Below are 19426 nucleotides of genomic sequence, written 5' to 3'. Positions count from 1 at the left end.
TCGATCCCTACTGGAGGTGCCCGTGACCCCGAACGTCCCCTTGACCTACGCCGGAGCCGTCTACGACCGGACGCGCCCGCTGTACGACGGCTCGGTCCGGGCCGAGGGCGTGGACCTACGCTATCTCAAGACCGGCATCGAGGAGCTGTTCTGGCGCCAGGGCCGCTACCACGAGTTCGACGCCGCCGAGTTCTCCTTCGGTGCCTATCTCGCCGTGGCCGAGCTGCCTGACCGGCCCTTCGACGCGATACCGGTGTTCCCGTCGCGCGCGTTTCGCCACTCGGCGCTCTACGTCCGCGCGGACTCCGACGTCGAGAAGCCCGACCAGCTCAGCGGACGCATCGTAGGCACACCCGAGTGGAGCATGACCGCGTCGCTGTGGATGCGCGGCATCCTGGGCGAGTACTACGGCGTCGATCTCACGTCCGTGCGGTGGCGCACCGGCGGCTTGGAGGAGCCCGGACGCCAGGAGAAGTCGCGGGTGACCCCGCCGGAGCGGTTCGATGTCACGCGGGTGCCCGAGGACGCCACGCTCGTAGGCCAGCTGCTCGACGGGGCGCTCGACGCCTTGCTCACCGCGCGGCCGCCGCAGGCCTTCATGGAGGGCGATCCGCGGATCCGGCGGCTGTTCCCGGACTTCCGCGGGGCAGAGCTTGAGTACCATCGCGCCACCGGAATCGTGCCGATCATGCACGTCGTGGTGATCAAGCGGGACATCCTGGCGCAACACCCGTGGGTGGCCAACAATCTGCGCCGAGCCTTCGAGCTGGCCCGCGGGCCCGCGACGGCAGACCTGCGGGACACGGCCGTCTGCTCGTCGTCACTGCTGTGGGAGTCCGCGTACGCAGAGCAGGAGGCAGCGATGCTGGGCGACCCGTTTGCCTACGGCATCGAGGCCAATCGGGCAACCCTGGACACGATCCTGCGCTATGCCGCTGAGCAGGGCTTCACCTCCCGGCCGCTGCCGCTCAACGAGGTGTTCCTCCCGAGCACGCTCACCGACGCGAAGATCTGACGGGTCAGGGGGCCTTCGCCTCCCGGCGGGCAGCGCCCCCGGCGACGAGCGGGAGCTCCTCCCCCGACCCGGCCTCGGCATCCAGCACGGACTGCGTGAGCCGCTCCAGCAGCTTCGACAGCTGGGTGCGCTGGCGCGTGCTGAGCCCCGCGGTGACGGTTTCGAGGAAGCTCCAGTGGTCGGGGAGGAACGTGGCGAGGAACTGCTCGCCGGCGCCGCTGACACGCACGAGGAAAGAGCGCCGGTCGTCCGGGTTCAGCTCCCGGTCGACCAGGCCGCGCTTGACCAGGCCGTCGATCACGCTAGTGAGGTTGGCCGGCCGGACAGACACGGCCTGCGCGAGATCGCCCATCGTCATGGGCCCATCGGCCCGGTTCAACACGCTGATCACATTGAATTGCACGAGGTTGAGCCCATGCGGAGCGAGCTCGGACGCGTGGGCGCGGTCGAACACCGCCATCGCGCGGTAGAGCGTCATCGTCAGTGTGAGCGAGGTCGCGTCGAACTCCGGACCGAACTGTGATGCCGTACGCGCCACCTGATCGCTGATCGACATCTCGGCGTTGCCGACCATCCGCATCGTGCCTCCGCTGCGCTTCTCACACTCAACTTTCACGCCGAAGTTTATCAGCAGGGCAGGGGGACTTTCACATCACCAGATACTAATGCTTGACGATAGTTTCTAATCATGACTAATCTCGGACGGAAGCGACCGACCGGCGGCCGCCCGTAGGGAGGACCGGAGTGGCTGAGGTGCTCGGGGTCGGGCTGTCCCACTACCCGCCGTTCAGCGGAACCGACGACGACATGGCCGGCATCCTGCGCCGGACCCTGCAGGACCCGGACATTCCCGCATACGCGAAGGACCCCGCGAACTGGCCGGAGCTCATGCGCCGCGAGTGGGACGAGGACGAGGGACGGTCCAGTGCAACACAGCACCGCGCCGCCCTGATCAAGGGCTTCGAGCGCACACGGCAGGCGATCGACGACTTCAGGCCTGACGTCGTCGTGATATGGGGCGACGACCAGTACGAGAACTTCCGCGAGGACATCATCCCGCCCTACGCGGTGCTCGCCTACGACGACATCGACGTGCGCCCCTGGGCGCACGCCGCCGACTCATCGGACATGAAGGGGCGGGCCAACGTCTGGGGCGAGGGCCCTGACCATCAGCTAACGGTGCGCGGGGCGCCGGCCGTCGGCAGGCACCTGGCCACGCAGCTGCTCGAGCGCGGCGTCGACATGCCCTACGCCTATCAGCACCTGCACCACCCGAGCCTGCCGCACGCGTTCCTCAACGCGATTCTCTACCTCGACTACCACCGCGCAGGCTTCGATTACCCGGTCCTGCCATTCCCGATCAACTGCTACGGCCGCCGCGTGGTCAGCTACAAGGGATTCATGAGCTCCTTCGGTGACGTCCGCGAACTCGACCCCCCGTCGCCGCAGCCGTCACGGCTGTTCGACATCGGCGCCACCGTCGCCGAGGTCTTCGCCGAGTCACCATGGCGGGTCGCGCTCGTGGCCTCGTCGAGCTGGTCGCACGCGTTCATCTGCGACAAGAACTGGCGGCTACGGCCCGACACGCAGAGCGACCGCGCGCTCTACGACGCCCTCGTCACCGGCGACACCGACCGTTGGCGCTCCACGCCGCTCACGGGTATCGAGGACGCGGGCCAGCAGGAGCTGCTCAACTGGTTCCCGCTGCTCGGGGCGATGAAGCACCTCGGGCGCAGCACGCCCACTTGGTCGGAGTTCATCCAAACCGACGTCTTCAACTCCAACAAGGTCTTCGCGACCTACGAGCCGTGAACGCGCCGTCATGACCTCCACACAGGCGGCCCTCCCCCACGTCGAGTACGACGGTTTCCACACCGCCTACCACGACGTCGGGCCTCCCCGTACCGATGGCCCACCCGTGCTGCTCGTGCACGGCTCAGGACCCGGGGTCTCGGCGTCGGCCAACTGGCGCGGCATCCTCGCCTCGCCGCTCGCCGGCGACCATCGGCTCCTTGCGCCGGACATCGCCGGCTTCGGGGAGACGCACACCGCCCACGAGCTCACCCACAACACGCGCGTACGGCACCTCGTCGGGTTCCTCGATGCGCTCGGCCTCGACCGGGTCGACATCGTCGGTAACTCGATGGGCGGGGCGCTCGCGCTCGCACTGGCCCACCGGCACCCAGACCGGGTGCGTCGCATGGTGCTCATGGGTACCGTCGGCATCTCCTTTCCGCTCCCGGACGGCCTCGACCGGGTGTGGGGCTACGAACCCTCGCTGGAGTCGATGGCCGAGCTCGTAGGGCTGTTCGCCCACGACACCGACATCATCGGCCCTGACCTCGTGCGGCTCAGGTACGAGGCGAGCATCGCTCCGGGCGTACACGAGCGCTACGCAGCGGCGTTCGCCGCGCCGCGGCAGCGGCACATCGACGCAATGGCACTGTCCGGGGACGAACTGCGCGCGATCGCCGCCCCGATCCGGTTGCTGCACGGCGCCGAGGACCGCGTCATCCCCCTGGAGGCCACCAGCCTGCGGCTAGTGCGCCTGCTCCCCCGCGCCGACCTCGTCGTGTTCAGCCGATGCGGCCACTGGACCCAGATCGAGCGTGCGGAGGACTTCGTCCGCGAGGTGGCGACCTTCTTCGCCGGCTGACACACGCCCATCCACCACGGAGCCGACACGAGGAAGTGAGGCCGACATGCTGTCGCCCGCGTTGAACGAGCGCCTGACCCGCGTGGGTCCGGGCACACCGATGGGAACGCTGCTTCGCCGCTACTGGTACCCCGTAGCGGCCGTGTCCGAGCTGGGACGCACCCCGATTGCGCGGCGTCTGCTCGGCGAGGACATCGTCGTCTACCGTGACGGCACCGGTGCGCTGGGCTGCATCGAGGCGCAGTGCCCGCACCGGCGCGCGTCGCTGCAGTACGCCGTGGTCGAGCAGGAGGGCCTGCGATGCGGCTACCACGGCTGGCATTTCGGCCGCGACGGCCGCTGCCTCGACCAGCCGGCCGAGCCCGCGGACAGCACGTTCAAGAACCGGGTGCGCGCGGTCACCTACCAGGTCCAGGAGCTGGGCGGGCTGATCTTCGTCTACATGGGTCCGGACCCGGCGCCGCTGCTGCCCCGATTCGACCTGTTCGTATGGGACAACTGCTTGCGGGACATCGGGCACGCCACGCTGCCGATGAGCTGGCTGCAGGTCATGGAGAATTCGGTGGACCCGCACCACGTCGAGTGGCTGCACGGGCACTACATGAACTTCGTGCGCGAGCTCTCCGGCGATCCGCGGGCGAAGATCCTCGCCCGCAAGCATGAAAAGGTCGCCTTCGACCAGTTCGAATACGGCATCATCAAACGCCGGGTGCTGCACGGCATGAGCGAGGACGACGACGACTGGAAGATCGGCCACCCGCTGGTGTTCCCGGCCATGCTGCGTGTGGGCGGCGGTGGGCACTACCAGTTCCAGATCCGGGTACCGATCGACGACACTCACACCTCGCACTTCTGGTATTCGGTCTACAAGCCCGACGGCGAATACACCGTGGAGCCGCAGGAGTCGATCCCACTATTCACGGTGCCCTTCACCGACGACGAGGGAAACTTCCTGGTCGACTTCGTCGACGGGCAGGACATCATGGCATGGTCCAGCCAGGGCCCGATCGCCGATCGCAGCCGTGAGCATCTGGGTAAGTCCGACATCGGGGTAGTCATGCTGCGCAGGCTCTTCCAGGAGCAGCTCGACCTGGTGCAAGAGGGCGGGGACCCGCTGGGCGTCGTGCGCGACGAGGCCGCGAACGAGTGCATCGTGCTCCCGCAGGAACGCAAGAAGTTCGGCGCGGGAGGGGCGTTCCGTCAGGAATTCCTCACGATGGGCCAGGGTCGCTACAGCCCCATCGCCGAGGAGGTGCTGGACCTGTTCGAGCGGGTCGAGCAGCAGGAAGCCCCGGTATGACCGACGAGCGGCCCCAGGTCGGGTTCTGCCCGCACTGCGGCCGGCTGCTCGACGTCGGGGCGTTCGTCCAGGAGTACTGGACGGCGCAGTCGCGGGTCTTCCACCTGTGGTGTCGCGCCTGCCGGTTCACCGCGGACGTCGTCCCGGTCGAGCGGATGCTCGGCCACGAGCCGGCGCACTGATGGAGCCGCTGCGGCTGGGTGTCGCCGGCCTCGGCGTGGCCGGTGACGTGCTGGTCCCGTTCGTCGACCACCATCCCGACTTCGTGTTGGCCGCGGGAGCCGATCCCGCGGCACCGGCGCGGGAGGCATTCGCCGGGCCAGGCCGGGCAGTGTTCGCGAGCGTCGAGCAGATGTGTGCCTCGGACGGGGTGGACGCCGTCTACGTCGCCACGCCGACGCACCTGCACGCCGAGCACACGATCGCCGCGCTGCGCGCGGGGCACCACGTGATCGTCGAGAAGCCGATGGCAGTGTCGATGGCCTCGGCAGCGGCGATGGTTGAGGCCGCCGACGAGGCCGGACGCGTCCTGCTCGTAGGCCACTCACAGAGCTTCGAGGCCCCTGTGCGCGCGATGCGCCGGATCGTGGCGTCCGGCGAGCTGGGGGCGCTACAGGCTGTCAACGCCTGGTACTACACCGACTGGATGTTCCGCCCGCGCACGCCAGACGAGCTGGACTTAGCGATGGGCGGCGGCGCGCCGATGCGCCAGGGCGCCCACCATGTCGACATCGTCCGCTACCTTGGCGGCGGCCTGCTGCACAGTGTCCGGGGTCAAGTCGGGCAGTGGGACCCAGGGCGGCCCGGCCAGGGCGCGTATTCCGCCTTTCTGGAGTTCGACGACGGCACCCCGGCCACGATCGTCTACAGCGGCTACGACCATTTCCCCAGTACCGAGCTGACGTTCGGCATCGGCGAGGCCGGCAGGCCGATGGCCGGTTACGCGGTTGCCCGCCGCACGCTGGCGGCGGCGGCGGGCACGGCCGAGGCAGATATCAAGCGCGGCGGCGCGGGCGCCCCCGGCCGGCAACGGGAGCTGCTGCGCGGCGGCACCCACCAGCCGTTCTTCGGGCTCGTGGTGGTCAGCTGCGAGCGCGGCGACGTGCGGGTCTCCCCCGACGGCCTGCGTGTCTACGGCGATGAGCAGGCCGTGGAGATCTCCCTCGCCGGCGAGCCCGTCGGCCGCAGCGCAATGCTCACCGAGCTCGCGGACGCCGTCCGGACGGGATCGCCGGCCGTCCACGACGGACGGTGGGGCCTGGCCAACCTCGAGGTGTGCCTAGCGCTCGTCGAGTCGTCCCGGACTCGTAGCGAGGTGCCCCTCGCCCACCAGGTGCCGCTACGCCGGTAATTGCACGTCGTGATCAAGGCGTGTGCCGACGGCCACCGAGGTTCAGGTGTTCACGAACCCCACAACCATGTTGTTGAACGCCTCGGGGCGGTCCCGGAACACCTGGTGCCCGGCCCGGTTGATGACGTACATCGAGCAGTCCGATGTTCTCCTGGCGAGGAGATCGAAGAACTGATGGCCGAGCTCGACGGGCGCGGAGCGATCGTCCTTGCCCCAGACGACGAGGACGGGGATGTCGAGGCCCGGTCCCTCCAGATGGTCGAAGACCTTCCGCTTGGCACGTCCGAGACTCGGAATCCAGTGCTCGGCGCTGGTTCGGGTGTAGGCGTCCACCGCCGCCTTGTGGTTGGCGCCCTCCATCATTTCCGCCGCGATGCGCAGGTACTCCGGCGACAGCGGCCCCTCGGCGACGGCCTGGGCGGAGTGGTAGTGGCTGATCACACCTTCTGCCCCGAGATCGGTCGGAGCGGTGCGCTCCACCTCGTCATAGAAGCCCATGTCCGACTCCCCCGGAGGCGCCGGGGCGGTGGAAGCACTCGACACGACGACGAGCCTCCTGACCCGTGTCGGCAGCTCCATCGCCAACCGGGTGGCGAGCAGGCCGCCGCGGGAGTGGCCGACGAGCGTGATGTCGGTCAGGTCTAACTGCTCGAGGAAGGCCGTGGCGTGCTCGAGGACGCTGTCAAACGTCCATTTCTCGTCGGCGGCGGGGAGGTCGGTCCATCCCTGTCCCAGCTTGTCGAACGCCAGGACGCGACCGTGCCGCGCCAGCGGGTGGACGGTCGCGCTCCAGACCTCGATCCCCATCGGGACGAAGATGCCGAAGTGACCGCCGTGGATGAGGACGATTGGGGTCCCGGACCCGGTGTCGAGGTAGCGGGTGCGGATCCCGTTTACCGTGATGTACCGGATGTCGTCCGGGTTCAGCGGTTCGCCCATTGCGGCCTTCTTTCCCACGCGAGGCGCTCGACGGCGGGGCCCGACTCGGCCACCCATCGGGCGACTGTCAGGTCCAGTTCGTCGAGCTCGCTCTCCAGGAGATAGAGGCCCCGGGTCGGGATGATGCCGCCGATCTCGACCAGCAGGGGCCGCAGGTGCACCTCCACGGCGAGGGCGTGGTGCGCAGCCGCTCCCACCATCACTGGAACGACCACCGTGTTCTGCAGGCTTGTGCGGTCGAACCAGTCGAGAAACGCCTTGAGCATGCCCGTGTAGGTGGCCTTGTACGTTGGCGAGACGACCACCGCCACCGACGAACTCGACACCTGTCGCACCCGTGCGGCCACGCGAGACGACGACCGGTCGAACAGCTCGTCGGCGAGGTCCCCCAGCTCGATGGTGTCGTACTCGGCGCTCCCACATTCATCGAGCTCCGCGGCGAGCTGACGCGCTACCTCCTCCCCCACTGTGCGGGTCCTGGAGCCCACCTTCGGATTGCCGACTACGGTGACGATGCGGAGTGGCTGCCCCATCCGGATCAGCTGCCGGCCAGCAAGGGCATGACCTCGCGGCCGAAACGGTCGACATCCGAGAGGTAATCCTGGAAGGACAGCATGACACCCGCCGTCCCGGGGACCTCGCCGAAGGAACGCAGCTTCTCGGCCACGGTCTTCGCGTCGCCCAGGACGAGCGGGAAGGAGATCATGAAGGCGTCGGACCCCAGCATCAGGTTCTTCGTCGACTCCTCGTTTTCGGTGAGGTCTTCCTGGGCGATCCCCATGAGGTTCGTGACAGCGGGGAAGTCCATGTTCTCGCGCCAGTCCTGTACGACGTCCTCGGCTTCCGCGACACTGTCCCGCAGCACGATCTGGAAGAGCGGGAAACTGCCGACCGTACGGCCCGCCTTGTCCGCCTGCGCCTGCAGTCGGACATTCTGGACGGCGAGGCTCTCGACGTCGGGCTTGCCAACCACGAACTGGTAGTCGCCGACTTCGGCACAGAACTGCATGCCTCGGTCGGACTGACCTGCACACACCAGCTCGATAGGTGCGGTCGGCGTGGGACCGAGGCGGCAGTCCTCCATCTGAAAGTACGTGCCGCGGAAGTCGGACTGCCCCTTCGCCCAGAGCTCCCGCATGACTCGGACATACTCGTCGGCGTGGTCATAGCGGGTCTGAAAGTGCTGGTCACCGGGCCACAGGCCCATCTGTGTGTACTCAGGCTTCTCCCAGCCGGTAACGATGTTGAGCCCGAATCGGCCGCCTGACATGTCGGAGATCGTGGCTGCTTGCTTAGCTGCGAGGACCGGTGGCGTCAGCAGCGTGGCGATCGAGCCGAAGAGCTTGATGCGCTTGGTCGAGACGGCCAGGCCCGCCATCACTGAGAGTGAGTCGAGAGAGTAGTTCCACGGGCTGGTGTCGCCGTCAAAACCCCGGAACTTCACGGCCGAGAGCAGAAAATCGAAATTGTAGTGCTCGGCCTTGAGAGCGGCCTGCTCGGCAAGAAACCATTCAGGCATTGAGACGGGTGAGGTGTTCGAGAACACCCAGTTCTGATTCATGGTGGGCATGAACATGCCAATGCGCATCAGTCTCTCCTCTTCGGACCCCGGACCCCGGGTCCCGGACGGAATGACGCGACGCTACGGGCGGCTCCCATAGTCGGCTATCCGGATTGCGTCGCCCGTTCTCCGGATTGCGTACGCGAGGAACCCTCCCCTCAGGGCGACCGGTGCAGTGTCTGCGAGGGTGCGACACCGTACTTCTTCCGGTATCCGGCGGCGAACCGACCCAGGTGGGTGAAGCCCCAGCGGTAGGCGACCTCGGTGGTCGTCACCTCCCCAGGCTCGGCCTCGACGAGCGCGGCGTGGGCCCGCGCGAGGCGGACGTCCTGCAGGTAGGTCATGGGCGACATCCCCAGCTCCCGTCTGAAGCCCGCCTGCAGCGCGCGGAGGCTGACGCCGGCGTGGGCCGCCAGATCCCCGGCCGAGTACGGTTCCTCAGGCCGGGCGTCCACCAGTTCCATGACCTTGTGCACCGCCCGCGGCCGGGCCGCGCCCACAGGGCGACGAAGAGCCTCAGAGTGGTTGTGCGCGTGGGCGAACAGCAGCGTCGTCATGAGCAAGCCGGCGAAGTGAGCGCCCGCGTGCGGCTGGTGGATCCCGCTCTCGGGCCGTTCGATCTCGGCGAGCACCAGATATAGGGCGGCCAGCCAGCTGCGCCCGGCCTCGTTCGTAACGTCCATGCCGAGATCGAACCGAACCGTCGATACTTGCCGACCGAGGGCGCTTTCGAGCTCCGTCTGCAGGGCCCCCCGGTCCAGCTTCACCGCCAGCTGGGCGCAGTCGGGCGACCACCGAATGGTCATCGGTTGCCCCGGGCTGAACACGGCTGCCCGCCCTGGCGAGCTGATGATCGAGTCGCGTCCGCTCGTCGATTCCGTGAAACCCTCCCGAGGCAGGTTGATGTGATAGCACGACGAGAGCGGTGCCGGGATCATCCGGATCTCGGTGCCGTATCGCAGGTAGCCGACCGTCGTGTCGCCGACGACGGCGGCGTTGAGCACCGCGCGCAGGGGCTTTCGCCGTTCGAGCACGATGGTCTGATGGGGCGCGTAGACGCGCGGCACGATCTCGCGCACCTCGTCGAGCGCCGAGCTATGCACGATCGCGTGCGCAGAGAGCGGCTCTGCTCGAGCGTGGGGGTGAGGCACGCTCTGTCGACCACTCGTTGCTCTCCACAAAACAGAGGAGATCTCTGGTCGTTCTGAAATGGGTTGCCCTCCCGCCGGTCAAATCAGTGTCGGCCCGAGCCGGCCCTTCGACCAGGCTCCTCGTTGTCTCTCGATGGTGTCGACGGCATCGGCGAGGTAGGCCCGCCGCTCGGCCTCCAACATCCCGGCCTCGAACATCGAGTGGTCCGGCGGTACGCAACGCCCCCGCTCCCGACCGACCTCGATGATCTGCGGAACCAACTGTCGCCAGGTGCTGGCTGACCTGGAGGCAGATCTGCGTGGCAATCGATGGAACACGTGTGGTCGCACAGGCCGGGACCGACGCCGACCGTTCCCGTGTCGGAAGCGGTCAGCGCCCCGGTGCCGGGGTCTTGCTGGCATCGGTTCGCCCGGGCCGGAATTCCGAGAATTCGTGCCGCTCACACCCGGGGCACGACCTCCGTGCGGAACGCTGTGTAGCAGCCCGGACAGTAGTACTGACGGAAGACCACCTCAGCGTCGATATACACCGCCGAGTCCGGGAAGACCTGCGGCCCGGCCTCGGTGACCGGGCCCTCGTAGTGGGGGAGGTGAGTGAGGTAGTCGTCCGGCGTGCCCTCAAGTTCTTGTCGGCAGTGAGAGCAGGACAGGGCACCGGTGGTGCCGCGTGCGACGTTGGCGTTGATGCGGGTCATGTGGTCTTCAGCCCTTCATCGCCAGCTCGCGGCGGCGGTCCCGCATCTGGGCACGTAGCACCTCGGTGGCCGCGGCGTCGACGCCGGACCCGCTCGGGCCCAGCACCACCCCGTAGATTGAACGTGCGGATTGGTCGGTCACCCGGAACTCAGCAACATCGTGCGCGACCCGCGCCGGCTCGCGCAGCAGCGGATCGCCGTACCCGCCCCCAGATTGCCAACACATGTAGTGCACATCGCCGGGCGACAGCAGCACCTCGTCCTCGCAGGCCAGCACCACGTACTCGCCGCCGATCTCATCCAAGGTGGTCGGGATGGCGCCGCGGGCGAAGAACTCCGCCACATTCGAGCCCCGGATCGCAATGTCGGCCTGGCTGTTGCCCGGATAGCCGCCCGCAAGTCCCACGTTCTGCGGCACTGCCTTGCCCGCGCCGGACACGATCTGCGCCAGCGGGGCGGGCGTGTCGTGCGGGACGAAGCACAGCGAACCCGTGACCCCGCCGCGGAACTGGCCCGGTCCGCCGCTGTCGGCCTCCTCCCGGCGCCACAGGTAGAGCATCGGCAGCATGAACTCGTTCATCTCGACATCGGGCATCTTGCCCATCGGGATGAGGAGCAGGCCGCCGGTGTCGACGCCGTCGTGGTCGTTGCCAGCGCCGAACCCGCCGCCCATCGAGTCGGTGATCATCGTTGCGAACGGTTGCCCACGCTGGTCCAAGCCGGCCATCACGCACAGGTCCCAGGTGCCGCAGCAGACCGATTGGACCTGACCTTGCAGTTCGACCGATGTGTCGAGCATGGTCGACAGGCACTCCGTCGCCGCGTTCATGGTCGCCCACGATGAGGCTACCGAGCCCTTGCCTACCCCTGCCGGGAACGTGGCGTTGTTCAGGGTGCCCTCCTCGGTGACGAAGCTGATGCAGCGCCGGATCCCGCCCGCGGCCCACGGGATGTCGCCGCACAGCACCGGCAGCACTGCCGACATCACGCCGCCGTACATGCCGGAGAACGGGCAATTGATCATGCCCGATTGCGGCGACGTCCCGGTGAAGTCGAACACCAGCTCGCTGCCGGTCTTCCTCAGCGTGCACACGACCTTGTGGAGGCCACGATCGTCCTTCATGGACTGTTCCTGATAGCTGACCGCACTCCAGGTCCCGTCGGCGATCTTGTCCAGCTTGGCCCGAAGCCGCTGCTCGGCGTCGTCGAGCTGGCGCTGCATGGCGGCCTTCACCGTCTCGGCGCTGTACTTGGTGATCAGCTGGGCAATGCGCTCGTGACCTACCCGGTTCGCGCCGATCTTCGCTCGCAGGTCGAGTCCGACCATCTTCGGCACCCGCGACCGCCGCAGGTAGACATCCTCCACGTCGCGCTGGATCTCGAAGTTCCGCACGATCTTGACCGGAGGGGTAGGCAGCGACTCCCAGAACACGTCCTCCGCCCGTGGGGTCCAGCTCCCCGGCGACACGCCGCCGAGGTCGGCCTGGTGCGCGATGGCGGCCGTCCAGGCGAAGAGCTTGCCCTGGTGGAACAGGGGCGCGAACACCGCGACGTCGTTCTGGTGCAGCCCGCCGCCCACCCACGGGTCGTTGCACAGGAACATGTCGCCCTCGTGGATCCCGGGGTTCCCCGAGCGATGCTCGAGGATCCACTTGATCGCCAGGTCGACGGCGGCGGCCAGCTCGGTGTTGTACGGCCCGATCTGGACGATGTCACCGATTTCGTCGGTGAGCGCGACGTCGAAGTCGTTGCAGTCGGTGACCACGAGTGACCCGGACATCTGCTTGAGCGCCTGGCCCATGAGGTCGGTGATCGCCCACAGGCGGTGTCGAATTACCTCGTAGGTGAGTGCATCGATCTTCTCCGCGACATCGGGCACCACGCGGTGCAGGGGCAGCTCCGGCGGGATCGTCGCCAGCACTTGTTCGGAGCTGCGGACCCTGCTGGAGAAGACCTCGGAGCCGGGAACGGGCATGAACGGCATGATCAGCTCCTACTGGTAGCGGATGACGAGGTTGCCCAGCCCGTCGACTGTGGCCGAGGTGTCGGGCGGCACGACGACGGTGGTGGTCGGGGCCTCTACGATCGCCGGCCCGGTAAATGCGCTGTCCTTGCCCAGCCGCGCGTAGTCGTAGACGTCGACCTCCTGCCACCCGGCGCGGATGTCCAGCAGTGCGCGCCGCCGCTCCTTGATCGGCGGCGGGCCCTCCTGCTCGGAGATCACGGTGTCGGGTAGCTCGGGCTTGAACGGCATCCGGCCGGTCCCGAAGACTCGGTAGGTGATGAACTGCAGGCCCGCCTCGCGGAATCCGGTGCCCTTGCCGTACAACATGGCGTAGCGCTCCTCGAAGTCGTCGGCAATCTGTTGCACCGCGGCGTCGTCGATCGGCCCCTCCGCAACCGGCGTGGGAACCTCGAAGATCTGCATCGTGTAGCGGGCGTCGATCTCGCGGGTGACCGTCACGTCCTGGTATTGCACGCCTTGGGCGGCGAGCCGGCGCCGTACCTCCTCCTCGAGCTCGGCGAAGTTCTGGTCCACTGTCGCCGCGTCTACCGGGAAGTTCGTCGGGTCAGACAGCTCCACCGACAGCACCACGTCGGAGGAGGCAAGGCCGTAGGCGGAAAACGTGGCCGCGGTCTGGCCGAGCGGGACCAGGATCGCCTGCACGCCCAACTCGGCACCGTAGGCGGCGCAGTGCACCGGGCCCGCCCCGCCGAACGCGTACATCATGAAGTCCCGAGGGTCGTGCCCGGCTCCGACCACCACGGTGCGGACCAGGTCGGCGGTCTGCGAGTTCTGGATGGCGTACACCGCCGCTGCGGCCTCCTCGGCGGTCAGCCCGAGCGGGTCCCCGATGTTCTTCTTCAACGCCTCGCGCGCGAGCTCGAGGTCGAGCTTCTTCGAGCCGCCCAGGAAGAAGCCAGGATTGAGGATGCCGAGCACCAGGTCCGCGTCGGTGACAGTTGGCTCGGTGCCGCCCTGCCCGTAGCATGCTGGCCCGGGGGAAGCCCCGGCGCTGCGCGGACCCACGCGCAGGTTGCCGCCGTCGTCGAGCCAGGCGATCGCGCCGCCGCCGCTGCCGATCGTGGCGACCTTCATCATCGCTACGTTGAGCTGGTACTGGTTGAGTGTGGTCATCGAGCTGAACACCGGCTCGCCGTCAACGATCATGCCGACGAGGAACGTCGTGCCGCCGACGTCGGTGGAGATGATGTTGCTGTGGCCCAGCTGCTGCCCCAGGTTGCGGGCACCGATCACGCCACCGGTGAGCACCGAGCCGATGGTCGTGATCGCGTTGGCCGGCGCCTCCTGCGCCGAGACGGTGCCGCCGGACCCTTGCATGATCAGCAGCGGGCCGCGGAGGCCGCGCTCGGTGAGGTCACGCGACAGCGGCTCCAGGTAGTCACGCAGGGTCGGACCGATCTGCGTGCTCATAAGCGTCGTGACGTTGCGCGGGTACTCGCGGATCCGAGGGCTGATCTCGCTGGACAGCGCGACGTAGGTGTCCGGGGCGATCTCGTGCACCAGTTCGCGGATCCGCTGCTCGTGGATCGGGTTGCGGAACGACCACAGCAGCGAGACGGCGATCGCGGTGGCGCCGTCAGCGAGCAGCTGGCGGATCGACTCGCGGGCGGCGTCCGCGTCGAGCGGTACGACGACCGAGCCCTTGTGGTCGATCCGCTCGATCGCCTCCTTGACCCGTCGCTTGGGCAACAGCGGCGGTGGCTTGCGCGTCGCCGTGATGTCCTGGATCTCCTCGGGACCCAGGCCGGCGTACCGGCCCTCCAGATTCATGATGTAGATCGAGTCGCGGTGGCCGAGCGTGGTGATGAAGCCGACCTGCGCGACGTCGCCGGTGACGAGCGCGTTGAGCGCCGACGTCGTGCCGTGCGAAATGTAGGCGGTGTCGGCGAGCACCGCTGCAACATCGCGGCCGATGTTGTCGGCGAGCGCGTCGATGGAGTTGAGCACGCCGCGGGAGAAGTCGGGCGGGCTCGAAGGGACCTTCGCTGAGTAGACCCGGCCGCTGTCGTCTGCAGCGAACGCATCGGTGAAGGTCCCTCCGACATCGATACCGATGACGTAGGGCACGGATTCCTCCAGGTTCGGGTGGGATGGGACTCGCGTCAGGACGTGGGAGCGGACGGGAGGATCACGGGCTTGATCTCGCGCATCTGTTCCATGCCGAGCAGCGCGTCGCCGACCTTGTCGAGCGTGAACCGGCTACCCAGCAGGTCGCCGAAGGAGAAACGGTCTCCGTGGTCGTGCAGGAACTGGAGCGCCCGGTAGTAGTGCGAGATGTCGCCGCTCATGGTTCCGGCCACGGTGAGCTGCCGGAGGTTGAAGTAGGTGGCGCGCATCTCGACCGGCCTCGGCTCTGACGCGCCGATGACGAGGTAGCGGCCGCCCCGTCGGACGAGGTCCATCCCCTCGACGAACGCCGCGTTGGCGCCACTGCACTCCACGACAAGATCGGCGCCTCGGCCGTCGGTGAGCTCGTGGACGCGGGCGTGGCGCTCCTCGACGCTGCTGCCCGTCACGTCGAGGGCGACCTCTGCGCCCCAGCGTTTCGCGATGTCCAGGCGCGCGGTGGGTGCCCCGATCATGATCGTGCGGTGGGCACCGGACTGGACGGCGTAGGCGAGGGCGTAGAGGCCAATCGGCCCACTGCCCTGGATCACCACGGTGTCCGTAGTCTCGATTCGGCCGATCTTCTCGTAGCCGTGAATGATCGTGCGGAACGCGCAGGTCGCGGACGCCGCCACCGCCGGGTCGAGCCCGTCTGGCACCTTGATCATGCTGCACGGCGGCATCACGTAGGCGTACTCGGAGAACCCGCCGGTGATGTAGGGCGCCTGGTCGGCCGGGCCCCAGCCGTACATTCGGGCACTCTCGCACTGGGTCGGTTGCTTGGCGATGGTGCACCAATAGCAATGCCCGCACCACGCGTAGGACCAGGCGACAAGGTCTCCCTCGGCCAGCGGCCGGTTGAGCGCGTCGACCCGGCGCTCGCTGCCAAGCGCGACGACCCGGCCCACAATTTCGTGTCCAGGCACCAGTGGCAGCTTCGACAATCCCCCGGCCGCGTACTCCCCGCGCCAGATGTGGACATCGGTTCCACACATCGTGCTGGCCTCGACCTTCACCAGGGCGGCGCCCGGCTCAAGTTCTGGTACCGGCAGCGAGCGGAGCTCGGGCGGGACGTTGTAATCGACCAGAACGGCAGCGGTGGTTTGGGATGGCGTCGGCATTGACGGACCTCCGAGGCTCGGCTGTAGATCACCGGACGGTGATGTTCACCGTCTTCATCTGTGTAAAGCTCTCGAGCTCCTCGATGCCCTCTTCGGAGTCCGTGCCGCTGTTCTTGTGGCCGGAGAAGGGCGCGCCGAGGAAGTGGCTGCCGGATCCGTTGACCCAGACGTAACCGGTGTCCAGCCGGTCGGCTACCGACAGCGCGGTCTGGATGTCCCGGGTCCAGACAGCCCCCGTCAGCCCGTAGGGCACCGCGTTGGCCTGTGCGACGACGTCATCGATGTCGCGCCAGCGCAGGACCGACAGCACCGGACCGAAGATCTCCTCTTGCGCGATGCGCATGCCCATGTCGACGTCGGCGAACACGGTGGGCTCCACGAAGAACCCGTCGGCGAGCTCCGGCGCGGTCGGCCTGCCACCGCCCGTGACGAGGCGCGCGCCGTCCTCGTGACCTACGGCGATGTAGGAGATGACCTTGTCGAACTGCTGCTCCGATACCAGGCATCCCATCTCGGTGGCCGGGTCGAGCGGGTCCCCCATCCTGATCATGCGCAGTCGCTCGACGAGTCGCTCGAGCACCTCGTCGTGGACGTCCTCATGCAGAAACAGCCGTGTAGTCGACCCGCAGGACTGACCCTGGCACCAGTGGCAGTTCATGCCGAATGCGGCGCCCTCGATCACCGCGTCCAGATCGGCGTCCGGACAGACGATCATGGCGTTCTTGCCGCCGAGCTCGAGGCTGACGTGCTTGATGGCGGCCCCCGCGGCGGCGGCCTGGACACGCTGGCCGGTGGGGACGCTGCCGATCAGGGCGATCCGTTTGACCTCCGGGTGCCGTACCAGGGCATCGCCGGTGACCGCCCCGGTCCCGCTGATCACGTTGAGCACTCCGGGTGGGAAGATCTCGGCCGCGAGCTCGGCCATGAACAGCGCCGATAGCGGCGCCTGGTCGGGTACCTTGAGCACGAGTGTGTTGCCCATGACCACCGGCGCGCCGATCTTGCCCGCGGCGAACAGGATCGGGTGGTTGTACGGGATGATCCGGCCGACGACGCCGTAGGGCTCCCGTCGGGTCAGCAGCCAGCTTCGGCTCATCGACGGCAGCGTCGAGCCCTTGACCTCGAAGGCCACCCCGGTCTGGTATTCGAGCCATCGCGCTGCCATGGCGACGTCGCCGATCATTGCGCTGATGGGGTTGCCGACGTCGGCGGCGTCGAGGAGACCTAGCTCGCGCGCGTGCTCCTGGAGGACGAGCGCGAATCGGCGGATCACTGCCGCCCGCTCGGTCAACGGGGTGTCGCGCCACGCGGGGAACGCCGCCTGCGCCGCGCGTACCGCACGCTCCACATCTGGCTCGCCGGCCGACGGCACCGTTCCCAGGAGCTGCCCGTCGGACGGCGAGGACGTCGTCATGGTCTCGCCGGAGACGCTGGGTACCAGCTCGCCTCCGATGAGCATGCGCCAGTCCCGCTTGAGCAGGACCTGTAGCTCGACGCGCAACTCGGCGGTCGTGGGCTGCATAAAGAGTCTCCCGAGACGGCCAACGCTGGACCAGAGGGACCAGCATGGATCGGCACGCTACATCTACCAAACTTAGAAAGTCTACAGCCAATATAATTACTACTCGATAGCATCTTGGCAGCCTCGATGCCTTGATGCCCGCGACCCGGCGCGCGTGTCTGCGGATCGGTGGGATCGCGTCGAGCAGGCGCAGCAGCTGGGTGATGTCGTGGCGGTTGCCGCCGGTCAGGGTGACCGCGAGTGGGAGGCCGTGGCCGTCGACGATCAGGTGGTGCTTGGAGCCGGGGTGTCCGCGGTTGACCGGGGACGGCCCGACGCGGTCCCCCCTTTGAGCGCGTGCACGTGCGAAGCGTCGACCGCCATCCGGTCCAGGTCGAGCTGTCCGGCGGCGCGCAGCTCGGCGAGCAGCAGCTCATGCAGGGCCGGCCACACCCCGGCCTCGGTCCAGTCCCGCACCCGCCGCCAGCAGGTCACCCCGGAGCAGCCGAGCATCGCGGCCGGCAGCTGGTTCCAGGTGATCCCGGTCCGCAGCACATAAACGATCCCGGCCAGCGCGACCCGGTCGTCCACCGGCAGCCGCCCGGGGAACCGGCGCCGCCGCGGCGCCCGCGCGGGCAGCAGCGGCGCGACCCGCTCCCACAACGAGTCCGGAACAAGATCCTCCACCACGGCCCGACAGCCTGGCCGAGTTCATCAGCTGTCTACAGCAGACACGCCGAGATCATGTGAAGCGAGCTCTTACGCCCGGCCACGCCCAGAAGGTCCTCCCATGACCGGCTCAGGACACAGTTCGGCGGTTCGACGCTCAGGTTCCTCCGCTGGATAGGCGAGAACGGCCCCAACGATCGGGCGAAGGATTGTCAGTGCCCGGCGCTAGGCTTCTGACCAGGATGAATACCAGGCGTGTGGTCGTTCCGGACCTCGGTGACGCGGTCATCGAGGTCGTCAGCGACCTCACGGAGATGCTCATCGCGCTCGTCGACGAAACGCTGGAAAGTGAGCTGCCGTCGGTGCTTGCCGATGGCTTCGGGCTCGAGGCCCTGGACCGGATCTGGGTGCTCCTCAAGCCGACTCAGGAGCGGACGGCTCCGCGACTGTTCGCCCCTGAGTGGCGAGCCGAGTATCTCCGGCTTTCCGTGGTCGAACTCCACGCCGCGGATCTCGCGACCATGGGTGAAGCGATCCGGGCGCTGGGAGCTGGACTGCTGACCGGAGATCCGCAGATCACCGGAGCGCTCGTGGACTTCTCCGACGCCGCTCCTCCCGCTGCGGTCGCCGGCACGACGCCGGCCGACATCATCGCCTCCTTCGCCAGGCTGCACGGTTTGCTCGATCTCGCGTGGACAACGATGCCGAACGCCTCTACGAGCAGCTCAATACGGCCGGCGCCGCCGAGGAGCTCGTCCTGGATCCCCCGACGGCGGCCGCATACCTGAGGCTGGCCTCGCGCTTCGGCGCCATGTGGGGACCACACCCCGACCTCGAAAGGTCAGACGAGCGATGACGACAGGGGCTGGTCACCAGAGCCAAGGGGATCAACGAGGTAGTCCTGGCCGAGCGCGAGGAGGGCGCCTACCTGCATCTCGTTGAGCGGTGGCGTGTCATGTGGGGCAGGGCGGCGCTTTCTCGCTCCCGGGTAGCCCAACCGGGATGAGCTTTTCGCGCTCTGCATCATGTGGGCGTGGTGATCACGGACGGCTCCGTCTCGGATCCGGGGGCGGCCCCTGCCGGGCCCGCCTCGGGCAGCTCGCCGCCGCGGCCTTCTCGGTGGCCGTCGGTCGCGGTCGCCGCGGTAGTGGCAGGAACCGCCGTGGCGTACGGCTGGACGATCGGGGAGCTTCCGCTCGAGCCGTACTACGCGGCCGCCGTGCAGAGCATGGCGTCGAGCTGGCACAACTTTGTGTTCGGCGCCTTCGACCCGGCTGAGCCTGAATCCACCGGGCTTGGTGTGGGTTCGGCGTGGTGCGTAGGTAGAGAGTGCTC

At 67.9% G+C, this 19426-nt stretch carries 17 protein-coding genes and 1 pseudogene; 7 read left to right on the top strand and 11 right to left on the bottom strand.

Translation table 11 applies throughout. From position 1 onward, the window contains the following. The first annotated feature begins 22 nt into the window (after positions 1–22). On the top strand, positions 23–1015 hold the full coding sequence (locus PSD17_RS25135) for an ABC transporter substrate-binding protein (protein ID WP_339124814.1): 993 nt from the start codon (positions 23–25) through the stop codon (positions 1013–1015). A gap of 4 nt (positions 1016–1019) precedes the next feature. On the opposite strand, the gene PSD17_RS25130 is transcribed toward PSD17_RS25135, so the two are convergent. Then, a complete protein-coding gene (locus tag PSD17_RS25130) occupies positions 1020–1595 on the bottom strand; it encodes a MarR family winged helix-turn-helix transcriptional regulator (protein ID WP_339124812.1) in 576 nt (191 codons plus the stop codon). 164 nt (positions 1596–1759) lie between these two features. Here PSD17_RS25130 and PSD17_RS25125 point away from each other — a divergent pair, with 164 nt between their 5' ends. From PSD17_RS25125 to PSD17_RS25105, 5 genes are read left to right on the top strand one after another with little or no spacing between them, the layout of a single operon-like run. Then, positions 1760–2827: an extradiol ring-cleavage dioxygenase gene (locus PSD17_RS25125; RefSeq protein WP_339124811.1), complete on the top strand. Its 1068-nt coding sequence runs from the start codon at positions 1760–1762 to the stop codon at positions 2825–2827. Between the two features lie 10 nt (positions 2828–2837). Then, positions 2838–3671, top strand: a complete 834-nt coding sequence (locus tag PSD17_RS25120) for an alpha/beta fold hydrolase (RefSeq protein ID WP_339124809.1) — start codon at positions 2838–2840, stop codon at positions 3669–3671. A 46-nt stretch (positions 3672–3717) separates the two neighbouring features. Then, positions 3718–4971, top strand: coding sequence for an aromatic ring-hydroxylating dioxygenase subunit alpha (locus tag PSD17_RS25115; RefSeq protein ID WP_339124808.1), 1254 nt, complete (start codon positions 3718–3720; stop codon positions 4969–4971). Continuing rightward, the gene (locus PSD17_RS25110) at positions 4968–5153 is read left to right on the top strand and encodes a hypothetical protein (protein WP_339124807.1); all 186 of its coding nucleotides are present in this window, start codon (positions 4968–4970) and stop codon (positions 5151–5153) included. Before PSD17_RS25115 ends, PSD17_RS25110 begins: the two co-directional genes overlap by 4 nt. After that, positions 5153–6322 carry a Gfo/Idh/MocA family oxidoreductase gene (locus tag PSD17_RS25105; protein ID WP_339124806.1) on the top strand — a complete coding sequence of 390 codons (1170 nt, stop codon included), beginning with the start codon at positions 5153–5155 and terminating at the stop codon, positions 6320–6322. Before PSD17_RS25110 ends, PSD17_RS25105 begins: the two co-directional genes overlap by 1 nt. A gap of 42 nt (positions 6323–6364) precedes the next feature. Here PSD17_RS25105 and PSD17_RS25100 read toward each other — a convergent pair whose 3' ends face one another. The 10 genes and pseudogenes from PSD17_RS25100 to PSD17_RS25055 all read right to left on the bottom strand — a co-directional run. After that, a complete protein-coding gene (locus tag PSD17_RS25100) occupies positions 6365–7261 on the bottom strand; it encodes an alpha/beta fold hydrolase (protein WP_339124805.1) in 897 nt (298 codons plus the stop codon). Then, entirely contained in the window at positions 7246–7794 is a 549-nt protein-coding gene (locus PSD17_RS25095; RefSeq protein WP_339124804.1) for an NADPH-dependent FMN reductase, read from the bottom strand. Before PSD17_RS25095 ends, PSD17_RS25100 begins: the two co-directional genes overlap by 16 nt. A 5-nt stretch (positions 7795–7799) precedes the next feature. Beyond that, on the bottom strand, positions 7800–8849 hold the full coding sequence (locus PSD17_RS25090) for an LLM class flavin-dependent oxidoreductase (RefSeq protein ID WP_339124802.1): 1050 nt from the start codon (positions 8847–8849) through the stop codon (positions 7800–7802). Between the two features lie 131 nt (positions 8850–8980). Beyond that, complete coding sequence (locus PSD17_RS25085) at positions 8981–9901, bottom strand: AraC family transcriptional regulator (protein ID WP_339124801.1); 921 nt, start codon at positions 9899–9901, stop codon at positions 8981–8983. 512 nt (positions 9902–10413) lie between these two features. After that, positions 10414–10668 carry a hypothetical protein gene (locus PSD17_RS25080; RefSeq protein ID WP_339124800.1) on the bottom strand — a complete coding sequence of 85 codons (255 nt, stop codon included), beginning with the start codon at positions 10666–10668 and terminating at the stop codon, positions 10414–10416. Between the two features lie 7 nt (positions 10669–10675). Next, positions 10676–12652 carry a hydantoinase B/oxoprolinase family protein gene (locus PSD17_RS25075; protein ID WP_339124798.1) on the bottom strand — a complete coding sequence of 659 codons (1977 nt, stop codon included), beginning with the start codon at positions 12650–12652 and terminating at the stop codon, positions 10676–10678. A gap of 9 nt (positions 12653–12661) precedes the next feature. After that, complete coding sequence (locus PSD17_RS25070; RefSeq protein WP_339124796.1) at positions 12662–14761, bottom strand: hydantoinase/oxoprolinase family protein; 2100 nt, start codon at positions 14759–14761, stop codon at positions 12662–12664. Positions 14762–14796: 35 nt separating this feature from the next. After that, positions 14797–15921, bottom strand: a complete 1125-nt coding sequence (locus tag PSD17_RS25065; RefSeq protein ID WP_339124795.1) for a zinc-binding dehydrogenase — start codon at positions 15919–15921, stop codon at positions 14797–14799. 28 nt (positions 15922–15949) lie between these two features. Then, positions 15950–17443, bottom strand: a complete 1494-nt coding sequence (locus PSD17_RS25060; protein WP_339124793.1) for an aldehyde dehydrogenase family protein — start codon at positions 17441–17443, stop codon at positions 15950–15952. Positions 17444–17603: 160 nt separating this feature from the next. Beyond that, positions 17604–18112 (bottom strand): annotated as a pseudogene (locus PSD17_RS25055) (IS5 family transposase); the annotation flags it as partial. Positions 18113–18348: 236 nt separating this feature from the next. Here PSD17_RS25055 and PSD17_RS25050 point away from each other — a divergent pair. After that, positions 18349–18879, top strand: a complete 531-nt coding sequence (locus PSD17_RS25050) for a hypothetical protein (RefSeq protein ID WP_339124792.1) — start codon at positions 18349–18351, stop codon at positions 18877–18879. The last annotated feature ends 547 nt before the right edge of the window (positions 18880–19426 follow it).

It is taken from the genome of Pseudonocardia sp. D17 (assembly GCF_036984265.1).
Taxonomy (GTDB): Bacteria; Actinomycetota; Actinomycetes; order Mycobacteriales; family Pseudonocardiaceae; genus Pseudonocardia; species Pseudonocardia benzenivorans.
This window is presented reverse-complemented; position numbering and strand designations above follow the sequence as displayed.

Coding starts and splice junctions, on each gene's coding strand:
- PSD17_RS25130 (WP_339124812.1), bottom strand. CDS start 1,595: ATGCGGATGGTCGGCAACGCCGAGATGTCGATCAGCGATCAGGTGGCG.
- PSD17_RS25120 (WP_339124809.1), top strand. CDS start 2,838: ATGACCTCCACACAGGCGGCCCTCCCCCACGTCGAGTACGACGGTTTC.
- PSD17_RS25115 (WP_339124808.1), top strand. CDS start 3,718: ATGCTGTCGCCCGCGTTGAACGAGCGCCTGACCCGCGTGGGTCCGGGC.
- PSD17_RS25110 (WP_339124807.1), top strand. CDS start 4,968: ATGACCGACGAGCGGCCCCAGGTCGGGTTCTGCCCGCACTGCGGCCGG.
- PSD17_RS25105 (WP_339124806.1), top strand. CDS start 5,153: ATGGAGCCGCTGCGGCTGGGTGTCGCCGGCCTCGGCGTGGCCGGTGAC.
- PSD17_RS25100 (WP_339124805.1), bottom strand. CDS start 7,261: ATGGGCGAACCGCTGAACCCGGACGACATCCGGTACATCACGGTAAAC.
- PSD17_RS25095 (WP_339124804.1), bottom strand. CDS start 7,794: ATGGGGCAGCCACTCCGCATCGTCACCGTAGTCGGCAATCCGAAGGTG.
- PSD17_RS25090 (WP_339124802.1), bottom strand. CDS start 8,849: ATGCGCATTGGCATGTTCATGCCCACCATGAATCAGAACTGGGTGTTC.
- PSD17_RS25080 (WP_339124800.1), bottom strand. CDS start 10,668: ATGACCCGCATCAACGCCAACGTCGCACGCGGCACCACCGGTGCCCTG.
- PSD17_RS25075 (WP_339124798.1), bottom strand. CDS start 12,652: ATGCCGTTCATGCCCGTTCCCGGCTCCGAGGTCTTCTCCAGCAGGGTC.
- PSD17_RS25065 (WP_339124795.1), bottom strand. CDS start 15,921: ATGCCGACGCCATCCCAAACCACCGCTGCCGTTCTGGTCGATTACAAC.
- PSD17_RS25060 (WP_339124793.1), bottom strand. CDS start 17,443: ATGCAGCCCACGACCGCCGAGTTGCGCGTCGAGCTACAGGTCCTGCTC.